This window comes from Demequina mangrovi (assembly GCF_000759715.1).
Classification (GTDB): Bacteria; Actinomycetota; Actinomycetes; order Actinomycetales; family Demequinaceae; genus Demequina; species Demequina mangrovi.
In genome coordinates this window covers 22,629-41,197 of record NZ_BBLU01000016.1, presented here as the reverse complement: position 1 = coordinate 41,197, position 18,569 = coordinate 22,629, and the positions used below count along the sequence as shown (strand labels likewise).

15 protein-coding genes are annotated in these 18,569 nt (G+C 74.6%); 6 read left to right on the top strand and 9 right to left on the bottom strand.

Features of this window, described 5'->3' with window-relative positions:
- Positions 1 to 13: 13 nt before the first annotated feature.
- The gene (locus TR42_RS12110; protein ID WP_042216235.1) at positions 14 to 562 is read right to left on the bottom strand and encodes a DUF1003 domain-containing protein; all 549 of its coding nucleotides are present in this window, start codon (positions 560 to 562) and stop codon (positions 14 to 16) included.
- Entirely contained in the window at positions 555 to 1,856 is a 1,302-nt protein-coding gene (locus TR42_RS12105; RefSeq protein ID WP_042216233.1) for a magnesium transporter MgtE N-terminal domain-containing protein, read from the bottom strand. Before TR42_RS12105 ends, TR42_RS12110 begins: the two co-directional genes overlap by 8 nt.
- A 100-nt stretch (positions 1,857 to 1,956) precedes the next feature.
- On the opposite strand from TR42_RS12105, the gene TR42_RS12100 reads away from it, so the two are divergent.
- Entirely contained in the window at positions 1,957 to 3,357 is a 1,401-nt protein-coding gene (locus TR42_RS12100) for an aminotransferase-like domain-containing protein (protein WP_042216231.1), read from the top strand.
- 114 nt (positions 3,358 to 3,471) lie between these two features.
- Here the strand turns inward: TR42_RS12100 and TR42_RS12095 are convergent, their stop codons facing one another.
- From TR42_RS12095 to TR42_RS12080, 4 genes are all read right to left on the bottom strand, one after another.
- Entirely contained in the window at positions 3,472 to 4,458 is a 987-nt protein-coding gene (locus TR42_RS12095; RefSeq protein WP_042216229.1) for an LLM class flavin-dependent oxidoreductase, read from the bottom strand.
- Positions 4,459 to 4,595: 137 nt separating this feature from the next.
- Positions 4,596 to 4,781, bottom strand: a complete 186-nt coding sequence (locus tag TR42_RS12090; protein WP_042216227.1) for a hypothetical protein — start codon at positions 4,779 to 4,781, stop codon at positions 4,596 to 4,598.
- 87 nt (positions 4,782 to 4,868) lie between these two features.
- The gene (locus TR42_RS12085) at positions 4,869 to 6,239 is read right to left on the bottom strand and encodes an aminopeptidase P family protein (RefSeq protein WP_042216225.1); all 1,371 of its coding nucleotides are present in this window, start codon (positions 6,237 to 6,239) and stop codon (positions 4,869 to 4,871) included.
- A gap of 74 nt (positions 6,240 to 6,313) precedes the next feature.
- The gene (locus TR42_RS12080; RefSeq protein WP_042216223.1) at positions 6,314 to 6,703 is read right to left on the bottom strand and encodes a hypothetical protein; all 390 of its coding nucleotides are present in this window, start codon (positions 6,701 to 6,703) and stop codon (positions 6,314 to 6,316) included.
- Between the two features lie 91 nt (positions 6,704 to 6,794).
- Here TR42_RS12080 and TR42_RS12075 point away from each other — a divergent pair, with 91 nt between their 5' ends.
- Together TR42_RS12075 and TR42_RS12070 are read left to right on the top strand one after the other, a co-directional pair.
- A complete protein-coding gene (locus TR42_RS12075) occupies positions 6,795 to 7,619 on the top strand; it encodes a PHP domain-containing protein (RefSeq protein ID WP_042216221.1) in 825 nt (274 codons plus the stop codon).
- A 47-nt stretch (positions 7,620 to 7,666) separates the two neighbouring features.
- Positions 7,667 to 7,894, top strand: coding sequence for an RNA-binding S4 domain-containing protein (locus TR42_RS12070; RefSeq protein WP_042216217.1), 228 nt, complete (start codon positions 7,667 to 7,669; stop codon positions 7,892 to 7,894).
- 88 nt (positions 7,895 to 7,982) lie between these two features.
- Here the strand turns inward: TR42_RS12070 and TR42_RS12065 are convergent, their stop codons facing one another.
- Together TR42_RS12065 and TR42_RS12060 are read right to left on the bottom strand one after the other, a co-directional pair.
- Complete coding sequence (locus TR42_RS12065; RefSeq protein ID WP_042216215.1) at positions 7,983 to 9,626, bottom strand: DEAD/DEAH box helicase; 1,644 nt, start codon at positions 9,624 to 9,626, stop codon at positions 7,983 to 7,985.
- Between the two features lie 251 nt (positions 9,627 to 9,877).
- The gene (locus tag TR42_RS12060; protein WP_042216212.1) at positions 9,878 to 10,096 is read right to left on the bottom strand and encodes a DUF3107 domain-containing protein; all 219 of its coding nucleotides are present in this window, start codon (positions 10,094 to 10,096) and stop codon (positions 9,878 to 9,880) included.
- Between the two features lie 50 nt (positions 10,097 to 10,146).
- On the opposite strand from TR42_RS12060, the gene TR42_RS14440 reads away from it, so the two are divergent.
- From TR42_RS14440 to TR42_RS12045, 3 genes are read left to right on the top strand one after another with little or no spacing between them, the layout of a single operon-like run.
- Positions 10,147 to 11,049: a DUF3152 domain-containing protein gene (locus TR42_RS14440; RefSeq protein WP_161786645.1), complete on the top strand. Its 903-nt coding sequence runs from the start codon at positions 10,147 to 10,149 to the stop codon at positions 11,047 to 11,049.
- A 35-nt stretch (positions 11,050 to 11,084) separates the two neighbouring features.
- Complete coding sequence (locus TR42_RS12050) at positions 11,085 to 14,240, top strand: UrvD/REP family ATP-dependent DNA helicase (protein ID WP_042216211.1); 3,156 nt, start codon at positions 11,085 to 11,087, stop codon at positions 14,238 to 14,240.
- The gene (locus TR42_RS12045; protein ID WP_081953384.1) at positions 14,237 to 17,494 is read left to right on the top strand and encodes an ATP-dependent helicase; all 3,258 of its coding nucleotides are present in this window, start codon (positions 14,237 to 14,239) and stop codon (positions 17,492 to 17,494) included. Before TR42_RS12050 ends, TR42_RS12045 begins: the two co-directional genes overlap by 4 nt.
- 70 nt (positions 17,495 to 17,564) lie before the next feature.
- Here TR42_RS12045 and TR42_RS12040 read toward each other — a convergent pair whose 3' ends face one another.
- Positions 17,565 to 18,503 (bottom strand): phosphotransferase, encoded by a 939-nt coding sequence (locus TR42_RS12040; RefSeq protein WP_042216209.1) that lies wholly within the window; start codon positions 18,501 to 18,503, stop codon positions 17,565 to 17,567.
- Positions 18,504 to 18,569: the final 66 nt, after the last annotated feature.

The following is an 18,569-nucleotide window of genomic DNA, read 5'->3' as shown; positions in this document are numbered from 1 at the left end:
GACGATGCGGTGCTCAGCGGCTGCGGCGCGCCGGGCGGCGCTGCTCGTCCCTCGGGGGCTCGTCGCCGTGCTCGTCGGCCTCGTCCTCGTCCATGGCGCGCAGCTCCTCGAGGAGCGAGCGGAGCTCGGAGCGGACGAAGTCGCGCGTCGCGGTCTCGCCGAGGGACTGCCGGAGCGCGGCGACCTCGCGGGCGAGGTACTCGGTGTCCGCGAGCGAGCGTGCGGCCTGCTGGCGGTCCTGCTCGGCGGCCACGCGGTCGCGGTCGTCCTGGCGGTTCTGCGCGAGCAGGATGAGCGGCGCGGCGTACGAGGCCTGCAGCGACAGCATGAGCGTGAGCGCGGTGAAGCCGTTGGCCGCGGAATCGAAGCGCATGCTCTCGGGCGCCCAGATGTTCCACGCGAGCCACGCGAGGCAGAAGACGGTGAGGTAGACGAGGAAGCGCGGCGTGCCGAGGAAGCGGGCGATGCCCTCGACGATGACGCCGGCGCGGTCGGGGTTGGTCGAGCGGCGGCGGAAGACGCCGCGCTCCACGCCCTTGGGGCGGTCGAGACGGTCAGCCACGGCGCGCTCCCTTCGCGGGGGAGACGTCGGGCTCGTCCTCGTCCAGGTGCTCGCGCCAGTCGCTGGGGAGCAGGTGGTCGAGGACGTCGTCGATGGAGATCGCGCCGACCAGGCGGTGGTCGTCGTTCACCACGGGCAGGGCGAGGATGTCGTAGGCCGCCATGCGGCGCGCGACGATCGACAGGTGGTCGCCCGGGTGCAGCGCGTCGATCGCCGGGTCCACGAACGAGCCGATGGCCTCGTGCGGGGGTTCGCGCAGCAGCCTCTGGATGTGGACCAGGCCGATGTACCGGCCGGTGGGCGTCTCGAGCGGCGGGCGCACCACGAAGACCATCGAGGCGAGCGCCGGCGGCAGCTCGTTCTTGCGCACGAGCGCGAGGCAGGTGGCGACCGAGGTCTCCGGGCCCACGATGACCGGCTCGGTGGTCATGAGACCGCCCGCCGAGTCGTCCTCGTAGCCGAGCAGCTGCTCGACGTTGCGCGCGTCCTCGGGCTCCATCAGCTCGAGCAGGGCCGCGGCCTGCGGGGCGGGCAGGTCGCCCAGGAGGTCGGCCGCATCGTCCGGGTCCATCGCCTCGAGCACGTCGGCGGCGCGCTCGGAGCGCAGCGTCGACAGCAGGACGATCTGGTCCTCCTCCGGCAGCTCCTCGAGCACGTCGGCGAGCCGCTCGTCGTCGAGCGCCGCGGCGATCTCGGCGGAGCGCGACGGCGACATCTCCATGAGCGCCGCCGCGAGGTCCGCGGGCTTGTGGTCCTCGAAGGCCTCGATCACCAGCGACGCGCCCTGGTTCTTGTCGCGGATGGACAGGCCCGTGACCTGGTCGACGTCCACCACGAGGGCCTCGCCCCGGCGGGAGAAGCCCAGCACGCCCTTGCGGCGCTCGGCGCGGCGCACGTAGAGCTTCGCGAGGCGCCAGGTGCGCGTGCGGTCCTGCTCGATCGCGATGTCCTCGATGTACGCGGTGCTGCGGTCCTCCTTGAGCTTCACCGAGCGCTCGAACAGCTCCGCGATGGCGAGGGTCTCGCCGGGGCGGGCCTTGAAGCGGCGCAGGTTGACCACACCGGTGCAGATGACCTGACCGGGGTTGATCGCGGTGACGCGGGTGAGGGGCATGAAGACGCGCCTGCGGCCGGGGACCTCGACCACGAGCCCCACCGCGGTGGGCGGGGTGCCGCCGGTGCGGCGGATCACGACGACGACGTCGCGGACGCGGCCCACCTCATCGCCGATGGGGTCGAAGACGGACGTGCCCGCGAGGCGCGCGATGTACACGCGGTCGAGTGCGGTGCTCATGGGCTCAGGGTATCCCGCCCCGTACGTCGTTCCTGGGAGGTGGGACGATGCCCGGCCTGGCACTTGCATCCAGGTGCCAGTTCTATGGTGGGATGGGCCCGTGCGCACCACGGCGGATCAGCTCAGCGGGGTGCTCGACCACTGGAAGTCGGGCACCGGACCGCTCTACCAGCAGCTCGCCGACGCGATCGTCTCCCTCGCGGAGGCCGGGTCGCTCGAGCACGGCGCACGCCTGCCGTCGGAGCGCGCGCTGGCCACGCAGCTCCACCTGTCGCGCAACACCGTCACCGCGGCGTACCAGCGGCTGCGCGATCAGGGCTGGCTCGAGGCGTCGCCCGGGACCGCGCCGCGCCTCGGGATGCGCTCGCGCGGCGTCTCCGCGCTCACCGCCCACGACCGCTTCTCGCGCATCCTCGTGGGCCAGGACCCGCCGCTGGTCGCGCTCAACACCGCGTCGCCTCCGCCCGTCCCCGCGGTCTCCGAGGCGCTCGCGCGTCCCGAGGAGCTGCTCGAGGGGGTCGCCGCGCTGGGCAACGGCTACGCGGCGCTCGGAGACCGCGACCTCACCCTCGCGGTCACGGACCGCCTGCGCGCGCAGGGCGTGCCCGCGCGCGCCGACGAGGTGGTCATCACGTCCGGCGCGCAGCAGGCGCTGTGGCTCGCCGTGACCGCGCTCGCGAGCTCCTCCACCCCGGTCGCGCTCGAGTCGATCACCTATCCCGGGATCTTCGACGCGATCGCGGCGGCCGGCTCGCGCCCGCTCGCGCTGCCGATGACGGACGCGGGGCTCGACGTCGCGGGCGCGGCCAAGCTGCTGCGCGCGGCCGAGCCCGACCTCGCGTACCTCACCACGTTCAACAACCCCACCGGCACGGCCGTGGCGGAGGCCGATGCGATCGCGCTCCTCGAGGCCGCGGCGGCGTCCGGGACCACGGTGATCGACGACCGCACGCTGGGCGAGCTCGCCCACGACGGCAACCCGCCGCGCCCCTTCGCCGCGCTCGGCACCCGCGCCTCGGTCATCACGGTCGGAGGGATGTCGAAGGTGTTCTGGGGCGGGCTGCGGATCGGCTGGCTCCACACCAACGCGACGCTCGCCGCCCAGCTGCGCCACCGCCGCGCGGCGATGGACCTCGGCAGCCCCGCGCTGTTCCAGCGCATCGGCGCGGTGCTGCTGCGCGAGCGCTACGACGAGTCCGTCGCCTGGCGTCTCGCGTCGCTGCGCGAGTCGCTCGCGGCGACCCGTGCGGCGATCGCGGACGCCGGGCTCGACTGGGAGGTGTGCGAGCCCGCCGGAGGGCCGTCCCTCTGGGTGCGGACCCCCGGGGTCTCGGCCGAGCGCTTCGCCGAGCGTGCCGAGCGCGCGGGCGTGCCCGTGGTCCCCGGCGCCGCGTTCAGCGTGCTCCCGGGAGGGGGCGCCGATCGCTTCCGGCTGCCCTTCTACCTGCCGCCCGAGCAGATGCGTCTCGGGATCAAGACCCTCGCGGCCCGCGCGGCCTGACCCCCTCCGATTCCCAATGAACCATGTGACGCGTGGGGTTCGTGGGGACGATGCGTCGGCACAGCGGTCTCAGCCGTCCCACCGTGCACATCCTCCATTGGGAATCGACGGGAGTCAGGCGACCGCTGCGCCCGCGAGCTCGACCGAGCGAATCCGCGCCTCGGGCTCCAGGGACGGGTGCACGGTGATGAGCTCGTCGGCGCGCGCCTCCGCGGCGAAGGACTCCAGCCCGGCACGCACCTGCTCCGGGGTGCCCACGGCGGCCTTCGACATCATGGCGGCGATCCCGGCGCCCTGAGGGGTGGTGAGGAACGCGTCGATCTCGGCATCCGAGTGCTCGACAGCAGCGGGACCGCGCTTGAGCAGGGCGCGCACGCGGTAGCGGCGGGCATCGGCGAGCTCCGCCTGCGCCTGGTCCTCCTCCTCGGCCGCGATGACGTTGACGCCCGCGATCACGTACGGCTCGGGTTGGGCCTCGGACGGCTGGTACGTGCCGCGGTAGAGCGCGACGGCCTGCTCGAGCGCCTGCGGCGCGAAGTGCGAGGCGAACGCGTAGGGCAGGCCGAGGCCCGCCGCGAGCTGCGCACCGAACAGCGACGAGCCGAGCACGTACAGCGGCACGTTGGTCCCCGCGCCCGGCGTCGCGGTGATCCCGTCGAGGCGACGCTCGCCGGCCAGCAGACCCCGGAGCTCGCGCACGTCCTCGGGGAAGCGGTCCGAGGCCTCGGGGCTGCGGCGCAGCGCGTCGTAGACGCTCCGGTCGCCGCCGGGCGCGCGTCCGAGGCCCAGGTCGATGCGCCCGGGGTGGAGCTCCGCGAGCGTCCCGAACTGCTCGGCGACCACCAGGGGCGAGTGGTGGGGCAGCATCACGCCGCCGGCGCCCAGGCGGATGGTCGAGGTGTGCGCGGCGACATGGGCGATCACCACCGCGGGCGCGGACGAGGCGATGGTCGGCATCCCGTGGTGCTCGGCGTACCAGACGCGCCCGTAGCCGGAGCGCTCCGCGGCCCTCGCGAGCTCGACGGAGTGGGCGAGGCTCTCGGCGGCGCTGCCGCCGGGTCGGATGAAGGCGAGGTCGAGCAGGGACAGGGAGACGGGCATGGGCTCTCTTTCGGAGAAGGCGGGGGCGGAACGCGGAGACGGGCCACCCTATGCCCGGGGCCGTGGGTCCCGCTGCTGCATGGGTGCACGAACCGGCGCGGTTGCGTGCACTCATGCAGCAGCGGAGCGGTGGAAGGCTACGGCGTCGGGTAGTGCGTGCCCATGAGCATCATCAGAGGCGACGCGAGGCCGCTCTCGCAGTAGCTCGCGCCCGGCGTGTCCGAGTCGACGCACCGCCCGACCGTGCCGACCGGCGCGAACACGAACGCCAGCACCACCGCCACCAGGGCCCATCGCACGGCCCGCCGTCCTCGCTCGCTCACGGGAGCATCGTCCCACGTACGTGGGTGAACGCAAGCGGCGCATCGTCCCCGGAGGGACGATGCGCCGGTCGCGTCAGGACGGAAGGCTCAGCGCGCGAGGCGCGCCATCCAGGCCTCGACCTCGTCGGGGTCGCGGGGGAGCGCCGCGGAGAGGTTCTCCGCGCCGTCCTCGGTCACGAGGATGTCGTCCTCGATGCGCACGCCGATGCCGCGCAGCTCCGCGGGGGCGATGAGGTCGCCCTCCTGGAAGTACAGGCCGGGCTCGATGGTGAAGACCATGCCCGGCTCGACGATGCCCTCGAGGTAGAGCTCGCGCTTGGCCTCCGCGCAGTCGTGCACGTCGAGGCCCAGGTGGTGGCACGTGCCGTGGACCATCCACCGGCGGTAGAGCTTCGACTCGGGGTCGACCTGCTCGGGCGCGATGCCCCACTCGTTCAGGCGCTTCTCGATGACCTCCATCGCCGCGAGGTGGACGTCGAGGAAGCGGATGCCCGGCTTGACGATCGCGAAGGCGGCGTCGGCGGCCTCGAGCACGATCTCGTAGACGCGGCGCTGCAGCGCGGTGTACTCGCCCGAGATCGGGAGGGTGCGCGTGATGTCGGCGGTGTAGAGGCTCTCGACCTCGACGCCCGCGTCGAGCAGCAGCAGGTCGCCCTCGCGCACCTGGCCGGTGTTCGAGATCCAGTGCAGCGTCGTCGCGTGCGGCCCGGCGGCGGCGATGGTCTCGTAGCCGACCGTGTTGCCCTCCTCGCGCGCGTGGCCGTCGAAGGTCGCCTCGATGACGCGCTCGCCGCGCTTGTGCGCGATCGCGCGGGGCAGCTCGGGGATCACCCGCTCGAAGCCCGCGATGGTCGCGTTCACGGCGTCGCGGATCTGCTGGATCTCGTACTCGTCCTTGACGAAGCGCATCTCCGACAGCGCGATGCGGACGCTCTTGCCGGGCTGGTTCGCGGTGCGCACGCCCTGCGGGAGGTCCGACAGCGCCTTGGTGGCGATGCCCGTCATCGCCTCGAACTCGGCGAGGCCGTTGCGGCGGCCGATCCAGAACTCGCCCGCGGCCGGGTCGGAGTAGAAGCCCTCGTCGCCGGGCTGCGCCGGCGGCACCAGGTACAGGGTGACGTCGTGACCCTCGGCGCCCTCGAGGGGCTCGAAGATGAGCAGCGCCCCGGGCTCGTGGTCGAGGCCCAGCCCCGTGAGGTAGGTGAAGTCGCTGCTCGGCCGGAAGCGGTAGTCCGTGTCGTTCGCGCGCGTCTTGAGGGTGCCCGCGGGCACCACGATGCGCTGGCCGGGGAACATCGCGCTGAGGCGCGCACGGCGCTCGGCGGCGTAGGGCGCGGCGGCGATCCGCGTCACCTCGACGTCCTCGTGAGGCGCCCAGTGCTGCCCCATGAAGTCCTTGAACTCCTGGGTGGCCGGGCGCGTGGTGCGGGCCTTGTTGGTCTCAACCTTGTCGTTCACCCGGCAATGGTCGCACGGCGTCGGGGCGGCCGATGCCGCCGCTGGTCCCTCCCCGCCGGGCGGGGGACGATGCGTCAGCCGGCGACCGCGACGATGACGGCGCCCGCGAGGAGCAGCGAGCTGATCGGGCCGAAGACCGCGCGCTCGCGAGGGCTGCGCGAGGCCAGGTTGCCGAGCATCGTGAGGGCGAGGAAGCCGACGATCACCCACAGGACGACGGTGATCGCGGTGGTGCGGCCGTCACCGATCACGCCTGCCCCCGCGAGCACCGCGGCGGCCATGCCGCACAGCACCAGCGCGGAGAACGCGCTGCCGACGCGCAGGCGCACGGGAAGCGTGCCGCGGTGCGTGCCGCCCCACGCGGCCTCGCCCCACGGCGCGCCGGCGGCGAGCGCCACCTGGAAGATCGCGACGAGGACGAGGAGCCCCGCGGTGGCCCACGCGACGCCCTCGACGAGCGTCATGAGGGCGTCTCCGATGCGGTGGCGGGCATGGCGCCCATCCTGGCGGGCGAGCGCGGGTGCCGCAAGACCCCGGCATGCCTAGGCTGGCCCCGTGCGGATCGACCTCCATACCCATTCGAACGTCTCCGACGGCACCGGCACGCCGGCCCAGGTGATGCGCGACGCCGCCGCGGCGGGCCTGGACGTGGTCGCGCTCACCGATCACGACTCGACGGATGGCTGGGAGGAGGCGGCGGCCGAGGCGGACCGCCTGGGCCTGCGCTTCGTCCCCGGGATCGAGGTCTCCGCGAAGGACCGGTGGGTGTCGATCCACATGCTCGCCCTCTGGCCGCGCCCGGACGATGCGGCGCTCGCCGAGATCCTCGCCCTCACCCGCGACGCGCGCGTGGGGCGCGCGCGCAGCATGGTCGAGCGGATCTCGGTCGAGTACACGCTCGAGTGGGAGGACGTGGTGCGCCAGTCCGGCGACGCCGCGACCGTGGGGCGTCCCCACATCGCCGACGCGCTGGTCGAGCGCGGCCACTTCGCGACGCGCGGCGAGGTGTTCGACGCGATCCTCCACAACAGCTCGCGCTTCTACGTCCACCATTACGCGCCCGACGTGCACGATGCGGTGCGCGCCATCCGCGCAGCCGGTGGCGTGCCGGTCTTCGCGCACCCGGGCGCCCACGCGCGCGGCCGCGTGGTGCCGGACGCGGTGATCGCGTCGCTCGCCAAGGCCGGGCTCGCGGGGCTCGAGGTCGACCACCGCGACCATGACGAGGAGTCGCGCGCGCGGCTCGCGGCGCTCGCGGACCGGTACGGGCTGATCCGCACCGGCTCGTCGGACTATCACGGGACGGGGAAGCTCAACCTGCTGGGCGAGAACCTCACGTCGCCCGCGGCTTTCGAGGCTCTCGAGGCGCAGCGCGGGTAGGCCGGGCCCGGCCGCCGTCCGCGGGCGCCGGGACCTATCATGCGGTCATGACCCGTCAGCCCCGCATCGAGGACGTCGCCATCGCGGGCGACGTCATCCGCCTCGGCCAGTTCCTCCAGCTCGCCGGTCTCGTCGACACCGGCGGGGAGGCGAAGGAGGCCATCCTCGAGGGCGACGTCGAGGTCAACGGCGAGGTCGACCTTCGCCGCGGGCGGCAGCTGCGTCACGGCGACGTCGTCACCCTCGACGGGCGCGGGGCCCGCGTCTCCGCCTGACGCGGCGCCGCATCGTCCCCGCCGGAGGGTCCGCCCGGACATGACGAAGGGCGGGACCCCCGTGGGGATCCCGCCCTCCTGACGGTGCTTACTCGCCGGCCGGCTGCGCCTGGGGCGCCGAGCCCTCGCCCGAGCCCGAGCCGCCCGAGCGGCGGCGACGGCGGTTGCGGCTGCGGCGCGGCTTGGCCTCGCCCTCGCCGGTCGGGCCGTTCGAGGCGCCCTCGGCACGCGGCTCTCGCGGCGCCGAGCCCTCGCCCGAGCCGCCCTGGCCGGAGCCTCCGCGGCGACGGTTGCGGCTGCGGCCCGAGCCGCCCTCACGCGAGCCCTCGCCCGAGCCGCCGCGGCCGCCCTGACCGCGACCGCCGGAACGGCCGCCCTGGCCGCCGGAGCGGCCGGAGCCGCCGGAGCCGCCCGTGTGCTTGCCGGTCTCGCCGAGGTCCTCGAGCGTCTCCGCCTCGAGACCCTCGCGGGTGCGCTTGTCGCGCGGCAGACGGCCCTTGGTGCCCTCGGGGATGTCGAGGTCCGTGAACAGGTGCGGGGAGCTCGAGTACGTCTCCTGGGGCTCGGGGTAGCCGAGGTCCAGCGCCTTGTCGATCAGCGACCAGCGCGGCACGTCGTCCCAGTCGACGAACGTCACGGCGGTGCCGGTCTTGCCCGCGCGGCCGGTACGGCCGATGCGGTGGAGGTACGTCTTCTCGTCCTCGGGGCACTGGTAGTTGACCACGTGCGTGACGTCGGTGACGTCGATGCCGCGCGCCGCGACATCGGTCGCGACCAGGATGTCGATCTTGCCCGAGCGGAAGGCGCGGAGCGCCTGCTCGCGGGCGCCCTGGCCCAGGTCGCCGTGGATCGCGCCGGCGGCGAAGCCGCGCTCGCGCAGCTCGTCGGACACCTTCGCGGCGGTGCGCTTGGTGCGGGCGAACACCACCGTGAGGCCGCGGCCGTTGGCCTGCAGCAGGCGCGCGAGCACCTCGACCTTGTCGAGCGCGTGGGCGCGGTAGACCACCTGCTTGATGGCCTTGACGGTGGCGCCGTCGTCGTCCGGGTCGGCCGCGCGGATGTGCGTGGGCTGCGTCATGTAGCGGCGGGCCAGCGCGACGACCGCGCCGGGCATCGTCGCCGAGAACAGCATGGTGTGGCGCGACGCGGGCGTCGCGGCGAGCAGGCGCTCGACGTCGGGGAGGAAGCCCAGGTCGAGCATCTCGTCGGCCTCGTCGAGCACCACGGTCTTGATGAAGCGCAGGTCCAGGTGGCCCTGGTTGAGCAGGTCGATCATGCGGCCGGGGGTGCCGACGATGACGTCCGCGCCCTTCTGGAGGGCCTCGATCTGGGGCTCGTACGCGCGGCCGCCGTAGATCTGGACGATGCGCACGGCGCGCTTGCGCGACGCGGCCTCGAGGTCGTTGGCGACCTGGACGGCGAGCTCGCGGGTCGGCGCGACGATGAGCGCCTGCGGCTTGCCCTTGGCGTCGCCGAGGAGCTCGTAGGCGTCCTCGCCGGGGGCGGCGGTGCGCTGCAGCGCGGGGATGCCGAAGCCGAGGGTCTTGCCGGTTCCGGTCTTGGCCTGGCCGATGATGTCGTGGCCCGACAGCGCGACCGGGAGGGTCATCGCCTGGATCGGGAAGGGGGAGGTGATGCCCTTCTCCGCGAGGGCCTCGACGATGCGGTGATCGACGTCGTAGTCCGCGAAGGTGGTGTCGGGCGTCTGCACGCTGGCGTGCGTCTCTGTCATGGTGCTCCGATGGATTCGGGGGCGCTCACGCGCCGATAAGGCGGGCAGCCGATCGCGAATCATCCTCTTCGGCGGCGCATCGCTGTCAGCAGCGGTACCGCGTGTCACATGACGACCGGTCAGCCCCGGGTCGCGTCACAGTGTACCGGCGCAGGGTGCCGTAGGGATAGGGCCCCTGGTCCGGGCGTGTCCCCGTGGAGACGCGACGAGGGGCCCGCGGCATGCGCCGCAGGCCCCTCGTGACTCCGTCTCTACGCCTCGAAGCCGACGCGGCGCTTGGTCTCTTCGCCGATGTCGACGTAGCCGAGCGCGGCGCCCGGGACGATGACCCGGCGACCCTTCGCGTCGGTGATGTCGAGCGTGCCGCCGCCGACCGCGGTGGCCACGGCCTTCGTGACCGCGTCCGCGCTCATATCGGTGTCGATCGCGATCTCGCGGGACACGTTCTGCACGCCGATCCGAATCTCCACGGCAGCCTCCAATGCTCAGCCCAGGGGGTGTTCGCCCTTATCCTAGGGCGATGAGTCGGCGGTCCGGAGGCCTGTTCGCGGGCAGGGGAATCGCCCTTCCCGGTCTCCGGGTGACCCTCGGAACCATCGTGGCGTGCTTCGCGATCGGCATCGGCGCGGGGTGGGTGACGGCCCAGGTCCCCGACTGGTACCGGGCGTGGAGCGAGCCCGAGCCGACCGTCTCCGCGAGCCCGAGCGCCACGCCGGAGCCCGACGTCACGCTGCCCGAGATGGCGGCGATCACGCGCCCTCTCGATGAGGACGATGCGGCCGCAGGGATCATCACCACCGTGGTCGAGGAGCGGGGCGAGGGGACCTTCTCCCCGGCGACCGGATCGCCCGCGACCTCGTCCCCGAGCGCGTCGGCGGAGGCCTCGGCCGAGGCCGCCCCGACCCGCTACGTGCGGATCGACGTCGAGGACGGCGTGGCGATCGACGACGACGCCTTCGCGGACTACGTCATGGAGACCCTGAACGATCCGCGCGGATGGGGATCGGCCGGTCGCCTCCAGTTCGTGCTTACCGACGGCGCCGCGGACGTGCGGGTGGTGCTCGCGAGCCCGTACACGCTCGCGCTGCAGTGCTCCGACGTGCACACCGCCGCGGAGACGGAGGGCGCCGCCCCCTCGGCGAGCGCGGCGCCCGCCGAGGACGCCGAGTCGTCGGACCCGGCGTGCGCGAGCGCGGGCATCGTGCCCGTGTCGACCTACGACTGGACCGCCGGCCTCGAACGCTACGGCGGGAAGCGCGTCGCGGCGCGCGCCTACCTCCTCAACCACGGGGTGGGCCACGTCTTCGGCTCGGAGGACGCGGAATGCGAGTCGGGCCGCGCCGACGTCATGGTCGACCAGGCCGCGATGGGCAAGGAGTGCAAGGTCAACCCCTGGCCCTTCCCCGACGCGGCGACCTCCTGAGGCACGATGTCGCACCCGGGTGATGTGATTCCCGCATGACCTCGCTGCGCCTGCTTCCGGCTCCTGTCGCGGAGCCGCTCCCCGCGCTCGACCAGGCGCAGCGGGCCGCGGTCGACGCCGCGCTCGCGGCGCGCGCGCCCGGCTCGCCCGGACACCTCGTCGTGGTGGGCGCCGTCGGCGCGGGGAAGACCACGGTCGCGGGCGCGGCGGCCCTCGAGGCGGTCGACCGCGGCCTCGACCCGTCGCGGCTGCTCGTCCTCGCGGCGACCCGCGCGGGGGCCGCGCGGCTGCGCGATCGGCTCTCGCTGGCCTTCGACCGCCCGGTGGGCGCACCCGTGGTGCGCACCGCGGCCTCGGCCGCGCACGCGATCCTCACGGCGCAGGCCGCGGCGCTCGGCGACCCGCCGCCGGTGCTGGTGACCGGCGCGGAGCAGGACCAGATCCTGCGCGAGCTGCTCGAGGGGCACCGCAGGGGCCTCGGGCGGGTGCCCGACTGGGGCGGAGCCCTGCCGCCCGAGGCGACCGTGCTCGCAGGCTTCCGCGCGGAGCTGCGCGACCTTCTCATGCGCGCGAGCGAGGCCGGCCTCACCGCCGAGGCGCTCGCGGCTCTCGGCGACCGCACCGGCCGGCCCGAGTGGCGTGCCGCCGCGGACGTCATGGACGAGTACGACGCGATCCTCGGTTGGCGCGCGATCACGCCGGATCAGGGCGCGCGCTTCGACCCGGCGGTGGTGGTGGCGCAGGCCGCCCACGCGTGGCGGACCTGGGAGGGACCCGCGGAGCGGCCGGCATGGGACCTGGTCCTCGTCGACGACGCCCAGGACCTCACCGCGGCGGGCGTGGACCTGCTGCGCGCGCTCGCCGAGGGCGGTGCGCGGCTCGTGCTGCTCGGTAACGCGGACGAGGCGGTCCAGGGCTACCGCGGCGCCGTCCCGGCCGCGCTCGCCGATGCGGCGGGGCCCGAGGGCTTCGACGCGACCGTGATGAGGCTTGGGCCCGGCCACCGGCAGGAGGGCGCGCTCGCCGCGGTCGCCTCCGCGGCGGTGAGCCGCATCGGCACGTCCGGTGTCGGCTCCGCGCGTGTGCCGGCTCCCGCGCCGGACGGCGGCGACGTGCAGATCCTCCTGGCCGCGCATCGTCACGCGCACTCGCGCGCCATCGCGCAGGCGCTGCGCCGCGCCCGCCACGGCCTCGACGGCGCCGAGGTGCCGTGGGGTGAGATGGTGGTGATCGCGCGCTCGTCGGCGAGGCTGCGCGAGATCCGGGCTGACCTCGCGGCCGCCGACATCCCGTGCGAGACCCTCGGCGACGGGACCGCGCTGCACCTCGAGCCCGCCGTCGCGCCGCTGCTCGTGCTCATGCGGCGGGCCGCCGAGCGCGCGCGCGGCGAGGAGCATCCGTGGGAGGAGGCGGAGGTCTCCGCGCTGCTCGGCTCGCGGCTCATCGGCATCGACCCGGTCGCGATGCGGCGCCTGCGCCGGGCCCTCGTCCGCGAGGAGCGGCGCGGCGGCGGCGAGCGCGCCTCCGCGGAGCTGCTCACCGAGGCGATCGAGGCCCCGGAGCGGTGGGCGACGGTCGGGACGCCCGAGGCGCGGCTCGCGGAGCGGGCCTCGCGCGCGCTGGCCGCCGGGGCGGAGGCCGCCGCGGACGGCACCCCCGCGACGGTCGCATGGGCCGTGTGGGACGCGCTGCGGGTCGCCGACGAGTGGCGCGCGGCCGCGCTCGCGGGCTCCGCGCGCGACGACGCGGACCTCGACGCCGTGATCGCGCTGGTGCGCGCCGCGACCCTGTACGTCGAGCGGATGCCGTCCGCCTCGGTCGAGTCGTTCCTCGATCACCTCGAGGGTCAGGACTTCGCCGCCGACACGCTGGGTGCGCGCGGACGGATCGAGGACGTCGTCTCGTTCCGCACGCCGGCCTCCGCCGCGGGCCGCGAGTGGGAGATGGCGGTGGTCGCCGGCCTCGAGGAGGGCGCGTGGCCCGACACCCGGCTGCGCGACGCGGTGCTCGGGGCGCAGCATCTTGCGGAGATCCTCGCGGGGCGCGCCGAGGCGGTCCCGCTGGAGCCGCGGGCGCGCGCGGCGTGGGCGCGGGCGGCCCGGCGCGCCGTCATCGACGACGAGACCCGCGCCTTCGCGGTCGCGGTGTCGCGCGCGCGGACCAGGCTGGTGCTCACGTGCGTCGACGGCGAGGACGAGCGCCCGTCGCGCTACCTCGAGTGGGCGTCGGCCGCGGCAGGCGTCGAGGCGCAGCGCGCCGACACCACGCCGCGCGTCACGGACCTGCGCTCCGCGGTGGCCGCCGTGCGCGCGGGCGCGGCCGACGCGGCCGGGCCGGCGCGCGAGGCTCACGTCGAGCTGCTGACGAGGCTCGCGGAGCTCGGGGTCGCGGGCGCCGACCCCCGCGAGTGGCACGGCGTCCCCGAGCCGTCCTCGGAGGTCGGCATGTGGGATGCGGAGCAGCCGGTGCGGGTGTCGCCGTCGCGGCTCGAGGCGCTTGAGACCTGCCCGCTGCGGTGGGCGCTCGAGACCACGGGCGGCACGGCCGCGTCGAGCGAGAAGCAGAGCCTCGGCACGCTGGTGCACGAGGTCGCCGCCGAGCTCCCGCACGGGACCCATGCGGAGCTCGCCGCCGCGCTCGAGGAGCGCTGGCCCCAGATCGCGGGCACCGAGACGTGGCCGGACCGCGTGCTCAAGGAGCGGGCTGACGCGATGATCCGCCGCCTCGCGGGCTACGTCGCGGGCACACGCGCCGCCGAGGTGCGGGTCGAGCAGCCGTTCTCCGTGCAGATCGGGCGCGCGGTGGTCGCGGGCAGCGCCGATCGCGTGGAGGTGAGCGAGGGCCGCGCGCGCATCGTCGACCTCAAGACGGGCACCGCGGTGTCGAAGGCCGCCGCGGAGGAGCACGCGCAGCTCGCGATGTACCAGCTCGCGGCCGAGCATGGCGGGTTCCGCGATGTCGCGGGGGCCGAGGGCGCCTCCCTCGTGTTCGTCGGCGGCTCGACGCAGGGCGCCAGCGAGCGCGCACAGCCGTCGATCGACGTGGACAAGGAGCGCGAGCGGCTCGCGACCGCGGTGGACACCATGGCCAAGGCGACGTTCGACGCGGTCACCAACGACCGCTGCTCGTCGTGCCCGGTGCGACGCTCGTGCCCGGCGTGGCCCAGCGGACGGCAGGTGACGGACGGATGAGCGAGGCGACCCCGGTGGTGGACCCCGGCGACGAGGGCCTGGTGAGGGGCGAGCGGCGCGAGGCGCGCGCGCTCGTCGAGCTGGTGACGGGGCGCCCGCCCACGCCCGAGCAGGAGGGCGTCATCGGCGCGGGGCTCGACCCGATGCTCGTCGTCGCCGGCGCAGGCTCCGGCAAGACGGAGACGCTGTCCCTGCGCATCGTCTACCTCCTCGATCACGCCGAGGAGCTGTTCGGCACCCCGATCAGCCCGGACGAGATCCTCTGCCTCACCTTCACCCGCAAGGCCGCGGCGGAGATCGCCGAGCGCGCCGAGTCGCGCATCACCGCGGCCTTCGGCTCGGACCCGTCGCGGCCTCCCGCCTCGGTGTCGACCTACAACGCGTACTCGGCGCAGCTGGTCGCGGAGCACGGGCTGCGGCTCGGCATCGACCCGGACGCGACCACCCTGACCGCCGCGGCGCTGTGGCAGCTCGCCTCGGACGTCGTGGGGACGTGGACGGGGCCGCTCGACACCGACGCCGCGGTCAGCACCGTCACCACGTCGATCGCGCGGCTCGCCGGCCAGCTGCGCGACCACGACGTCGCGCCGCAGGAGCTCCGGGACTGGGCGCGCGCGGCGCAGGTCGCGCTCGAGGAGCTGCCCAAGAACGCGGGCGACCGCGCGCCGGGCCCGCTCACCACCCGCACCGGCAGCGCGAACGACCACGCCAAGCGGATCGCCAAGCTCCGCACCCTCACCGCGGTCGCGGAGCTGGTCGAGGAGTTCCAGCGTCGCAAGCGCGAGGCCTCGCAGCTCGACTTCGCCGACCAGGTCGCCTTCGCCGCGGAGCTGTCGCGGCTCGAGGCGGTGCAGGCCATCGAGCGCGGTCGCTACCGGGCGATCCTGCTCGACGAGTTCCAGGACACGTCCCCGGGCCAGCTGCGGCTGTTCGCGCGGCTGTTCGGCGCGGACCACCACGTCATGGCGGTCGGCGACCCGAACCAGGCGATCTACGGCTTCCGCGGCGCCTCGGAGAGCGCGCTGCCGATGTTCGTCGAAGAGTTCGCCCATGGCCGCGACGTCCGTCAGGCCGCGCTGTCCGTGTCGTGGCGCAACGAGGGCGCGGTCCTCGACGTCGCGAACGCCGCGGCCGCGCCGCTGCGCGAGGCCTCGCGGGTCGCGGTGCTCCCGCTGCGCTCGCGTGCGGGCTACCTCGGCACCGCGGAGCCGACGCGCCGCGCCCCGGGCGTCGACAGCATGGTCGCCGCGGATCAGGTGACGGAGGCCGATGCGGCCGTGGCGTGGCTCGTCGCGCGACGCGCCGAGCTCGCGGCAGGCGGGGCGCCCACCACCGCGGCGGTGCTGTGCCGCCGCCGCGCGCAGTTCGCGCCCGTGGTCGAGGCGCTGGTGCGCGCGGGCATCGACTACGAGGTCGTGGGCCTGGGCGGGCTCATCGACACGCCGGAGGTCTCGGACCTCGTCGCGCTGCTCGAGATCGCGCACGACCCGTCCCGCGGCGACTCCGCGATGCGGCTGCTCACCTCGGAGCGGGTCGCGCTCGGCGTGCGCGACCTCGCGGCGCTCCACGACTGGTCGCGCGAGCTCGCCGGCCCCCGCGAGGCGCGCGACAGCGAGGCGAGCCTGGTCGACGCGCTCGCGACGCCGCCCCCCGCGGGCTGGGTCTCGCGCGAGGCGCGGGCGCTGTCCGAGGCGGCGCACGCGCGCATCGTGCGTCTGCAGCGGGCCGTCACCGCGGTCCGCACGCGCACCTACCTCTCCCTGCCCGAGCTCATCCTCGCCGCCGAGCGCGCATGGGGGCTCGACATCGAGGCCGCCGTCGCGCGTCCCGACGGTCGTGCCGCACGCAACGTCGACGCGTTCGTCGACGCCGCACGCCAGTTCGCGGCCGGTGCCGAGCGCGCGACGCTCGGCGCCTTCCTCGCATGGCTCGAGGCCGCGCGCAGCGAGGAGGGCGGGCTCGAGCTGCCTGTGAAGGACCCCGAGCCCGGCGCCGTCCAGGTGCTCACGGTCCACGCCGCCAAGGGCCTCGAGTGGGACGTCGTCGCGGTGCCGGGCCTGGTCGACGGGCACTTCCCCTCGGTGGGGGAGCCCTCCTCGCGCCGCCCGTACTACACGGACGGCGGCTGGCGCGGGAAGGGCGTCGAGCTGCCCTACGAGCTGCGGCTCGACCGCGACGATCTGCCCCACTGGGACTGGCGCGGGGCCGCGGACCACGGCACGCTCGCGGACTCGATCGAGGAGTTCGAGAAGGAGTGCGGGCTCCATCGCGTCGCGGAGGAGCGTCGGCTGTTCTACGTGGCCGTGACGCGCGCCAGGTCGCATGTGCTGCTCTCGGCCTCGTGGCGGGCGGGCGGAGTGACCATCCGTACGCCCTCGGTGTACCTCCGCGAGCTGGTCGACCTGGGCATGCTGTCCGACGCGGCCTGGGAGCCGCGCCCCGAGGACGGCTCCGCCGTGGAGGTCGAGCCCGTGATCGCGACGTGGCCGCCCGCACCGACCGAGGCGCAGCTCGAGCGCCGAGCGCTCGCGCAGGAGGTGCTCGCCGCGTTCGACGCGCGTGCTGCGGGGGAGTCCCGTGCGGACCGCGAGTGGGCGGAGCTGCCGCTGGGACGTGAGATCTCGGCGATGCTCGAGGAGCGTCGCGAACGCGAGCAGGGCGTCGGTGACGTCGCCATGCCGGCGCACCTGTCGACCTCGGCGCTCGTGGCCCTGCGGCGCGACCGGGACGCGTTCACCGCGCAGCTGCGCCGTCCGCTGCCCGCGCAGCCCACCGCGGCGGCGCAGCGCGGCAGCCTGCTCCACGCCTGGATCGAGGCGCAGTACGGCCACGTGCCGCTGCTGTCGATCGACGACCTCGGCCCGGACGAGGACGCGGCCGACATCGAGGCGCTCACCGAGGCGTTCGCGCGCTCGGCCTGGGCGGCGCGCACCCCCAGCCACATCGAGGTCGACGTCGAGGTGCCCATCGCCGGCGTCACCATCCGCTCGCGCATCGACGCGGTGTTCCCCGCGGGTGCGGGGCTCGACCGGGTCACGGTGGTCGACTGGAAGTCCGGCTCGGCGCCGCGCGACCCCGAGGAGCGCGCCTCGCGCGAGGTGCAGCTCGCGGTGTACCGGCTCGCGTGGTCCGAATGGACCGGGGTGCCGCTCGAGGACGTCGATGCGGCCTTCCACTACGTGAAGGACGATGCGACCGTGAGGCCGGAGCGGCTGCTCACGCGCGAGGAGATCGAGGCGCTGCTCGCCACCTGACGCGGGTGGCACGCGGGATGGGGCGCCCGAGGACGTCGGTCGTCAGCGGTGAGGCGTGAGGTGCGAGCCGTCAGGCGTCGTCGCCGTCGACCTCGTCGAAGAGCATCGCCTCGAGGTCCACGAGCATGCCCTCGCCGTCGGAGGTGATGTCGGCGTTGTCGGTGCGCACGCCGTACATGAGCCAGCGCATGAGCGCCATCTCCGAGGCGAGGCGGGCGCGGTCGAGCAGATGCGGATCCCGCAGCTCGCGGCGGCGGCCGTGGTACGCCTCGACCACGGAGTCGAGCACATCGTCGGGGGCGGCCGCGACCAGCCAGGCGAGGTCGTCGGCGGGATCCGCGACGCGCGCGTCCATCCAGTCGACGATGCCCACCACCGAGCCGTCGGCGACGAAGATCTGGTGCTCGCCCATGTCGCCGTGGACCACCGTCGGGTCGAAGCGCCACCAGGCGACGTTCTCGAGCTGGCGCTCCCAGCGGTCGGCGAGGCGCGGCGGCACCTTGCCGGTCTGGATCCCGGCGTCGAGCTCGGCGAGGCGGCGCTCCCTGAACTCCTCGGGGGAGTACGAGGGCAGGCCCTGGTCCTCGACCACGGCGATCGGAAGCTCGTGGATCTCGGCGATCGCACGGCCCACCGACGCGGCCAGGCCCGGACCGGGCTGCAGCGCCGCGAGCATGAGCTGCGCGCCGCGGACCTCGGTGTAGACGATCGCGCGGCCCTCGTCGGTGCCCAGCTCGGCGGCGCCCTCGGGGTGGGGCACCTCGAACGACACGATGCCCGCCTCGTACGCCCGCTTGAGCGCGTTGAGGAGCCCCTTCTCGGCCTCGAGGGCCGCACCGGCGGCGGCGCGCTTGGGCGCACGCACGATCCATCGGCGCCCGGTCGCGTCCTTCACCACGACGACCTCGAAGTCGGCGTCGGTATGCGGGCTGCGGAGCACGTCGTAGACGTCGAGCCCGGGCACGGCGACGGACGCCAGGGCTGCGAGCGCGAGCGGTGAACGAGGCACAGGCTCACGGTAGAGCCAACGGCGGCGCGGCGCCACGCTCCACGCCGCGCGGGCCAGGGACGATGC

What these genes read in the sequence shown, in the direction of transcription:
- TR42_RS14440 (WP_161786645.1), top strand. Translation starts at nt 10,147, where the DNA reads ATGAGTCGGCGGTCCGGAGGCCTGTTCGCGGGCAGGGGAATCGCCCTT.
- TR42_RS12105 (WP_042216233.1), bottom strand. Translation starts at nt 1,856, where the DNA reads ATGAGCACCGCACTCGACCGCGTGTACATCGCGCGCCTCGCGGGCACG.
- TR42_RS12080 (WP_042216223.1), bottom strand. Translation starts at nt 6,703, where the DNA reads ATGACGCTCGTCGAGGGCGTCGCGTGGGCCACCGCGGGGCTCCTCGTC.
- TR42_RS12070 (WP_042216217.1), top strand. Translation starts at nt 7,667, where the DNA reads ATGACCCGTCAGCCCCGCATCGAGGACGTCGCCATCGCGGGCGACGTC.
- TR42_RS12045 (WP_081953384.1), top strand. Translation starts at nt 14,237, where the DNA reads ATGAGCGAGGCGACCCCGGTGGTGGACCCCGGCGACGAGGGCCTGGTG.
- TR42_RS12065 (WP_042216215.1), bottom strand. Translation starts at nt 9,626, where the DNA reads ATGACAGAGACGCACGCCAGCGTGCAGACGCCCGACACCACCTTCGCG.
- TR42_RS12095 (WP_042216229.1), bottom strand. Translation starts at nt 4,458, where the DNA reads ATGCCCGTCTCCCTGTCCCTGCTCGACCTCGCCTTCATCCGACCCGGC.
- TR42_RS12050 (WP_042216211.1), top strand. Translation starts at nt 11,085, where the DNA reads ATGACCTCGCTGCGCCTGCTTCCGGCTCCTGTCGCGGAGCCGCTCCCC.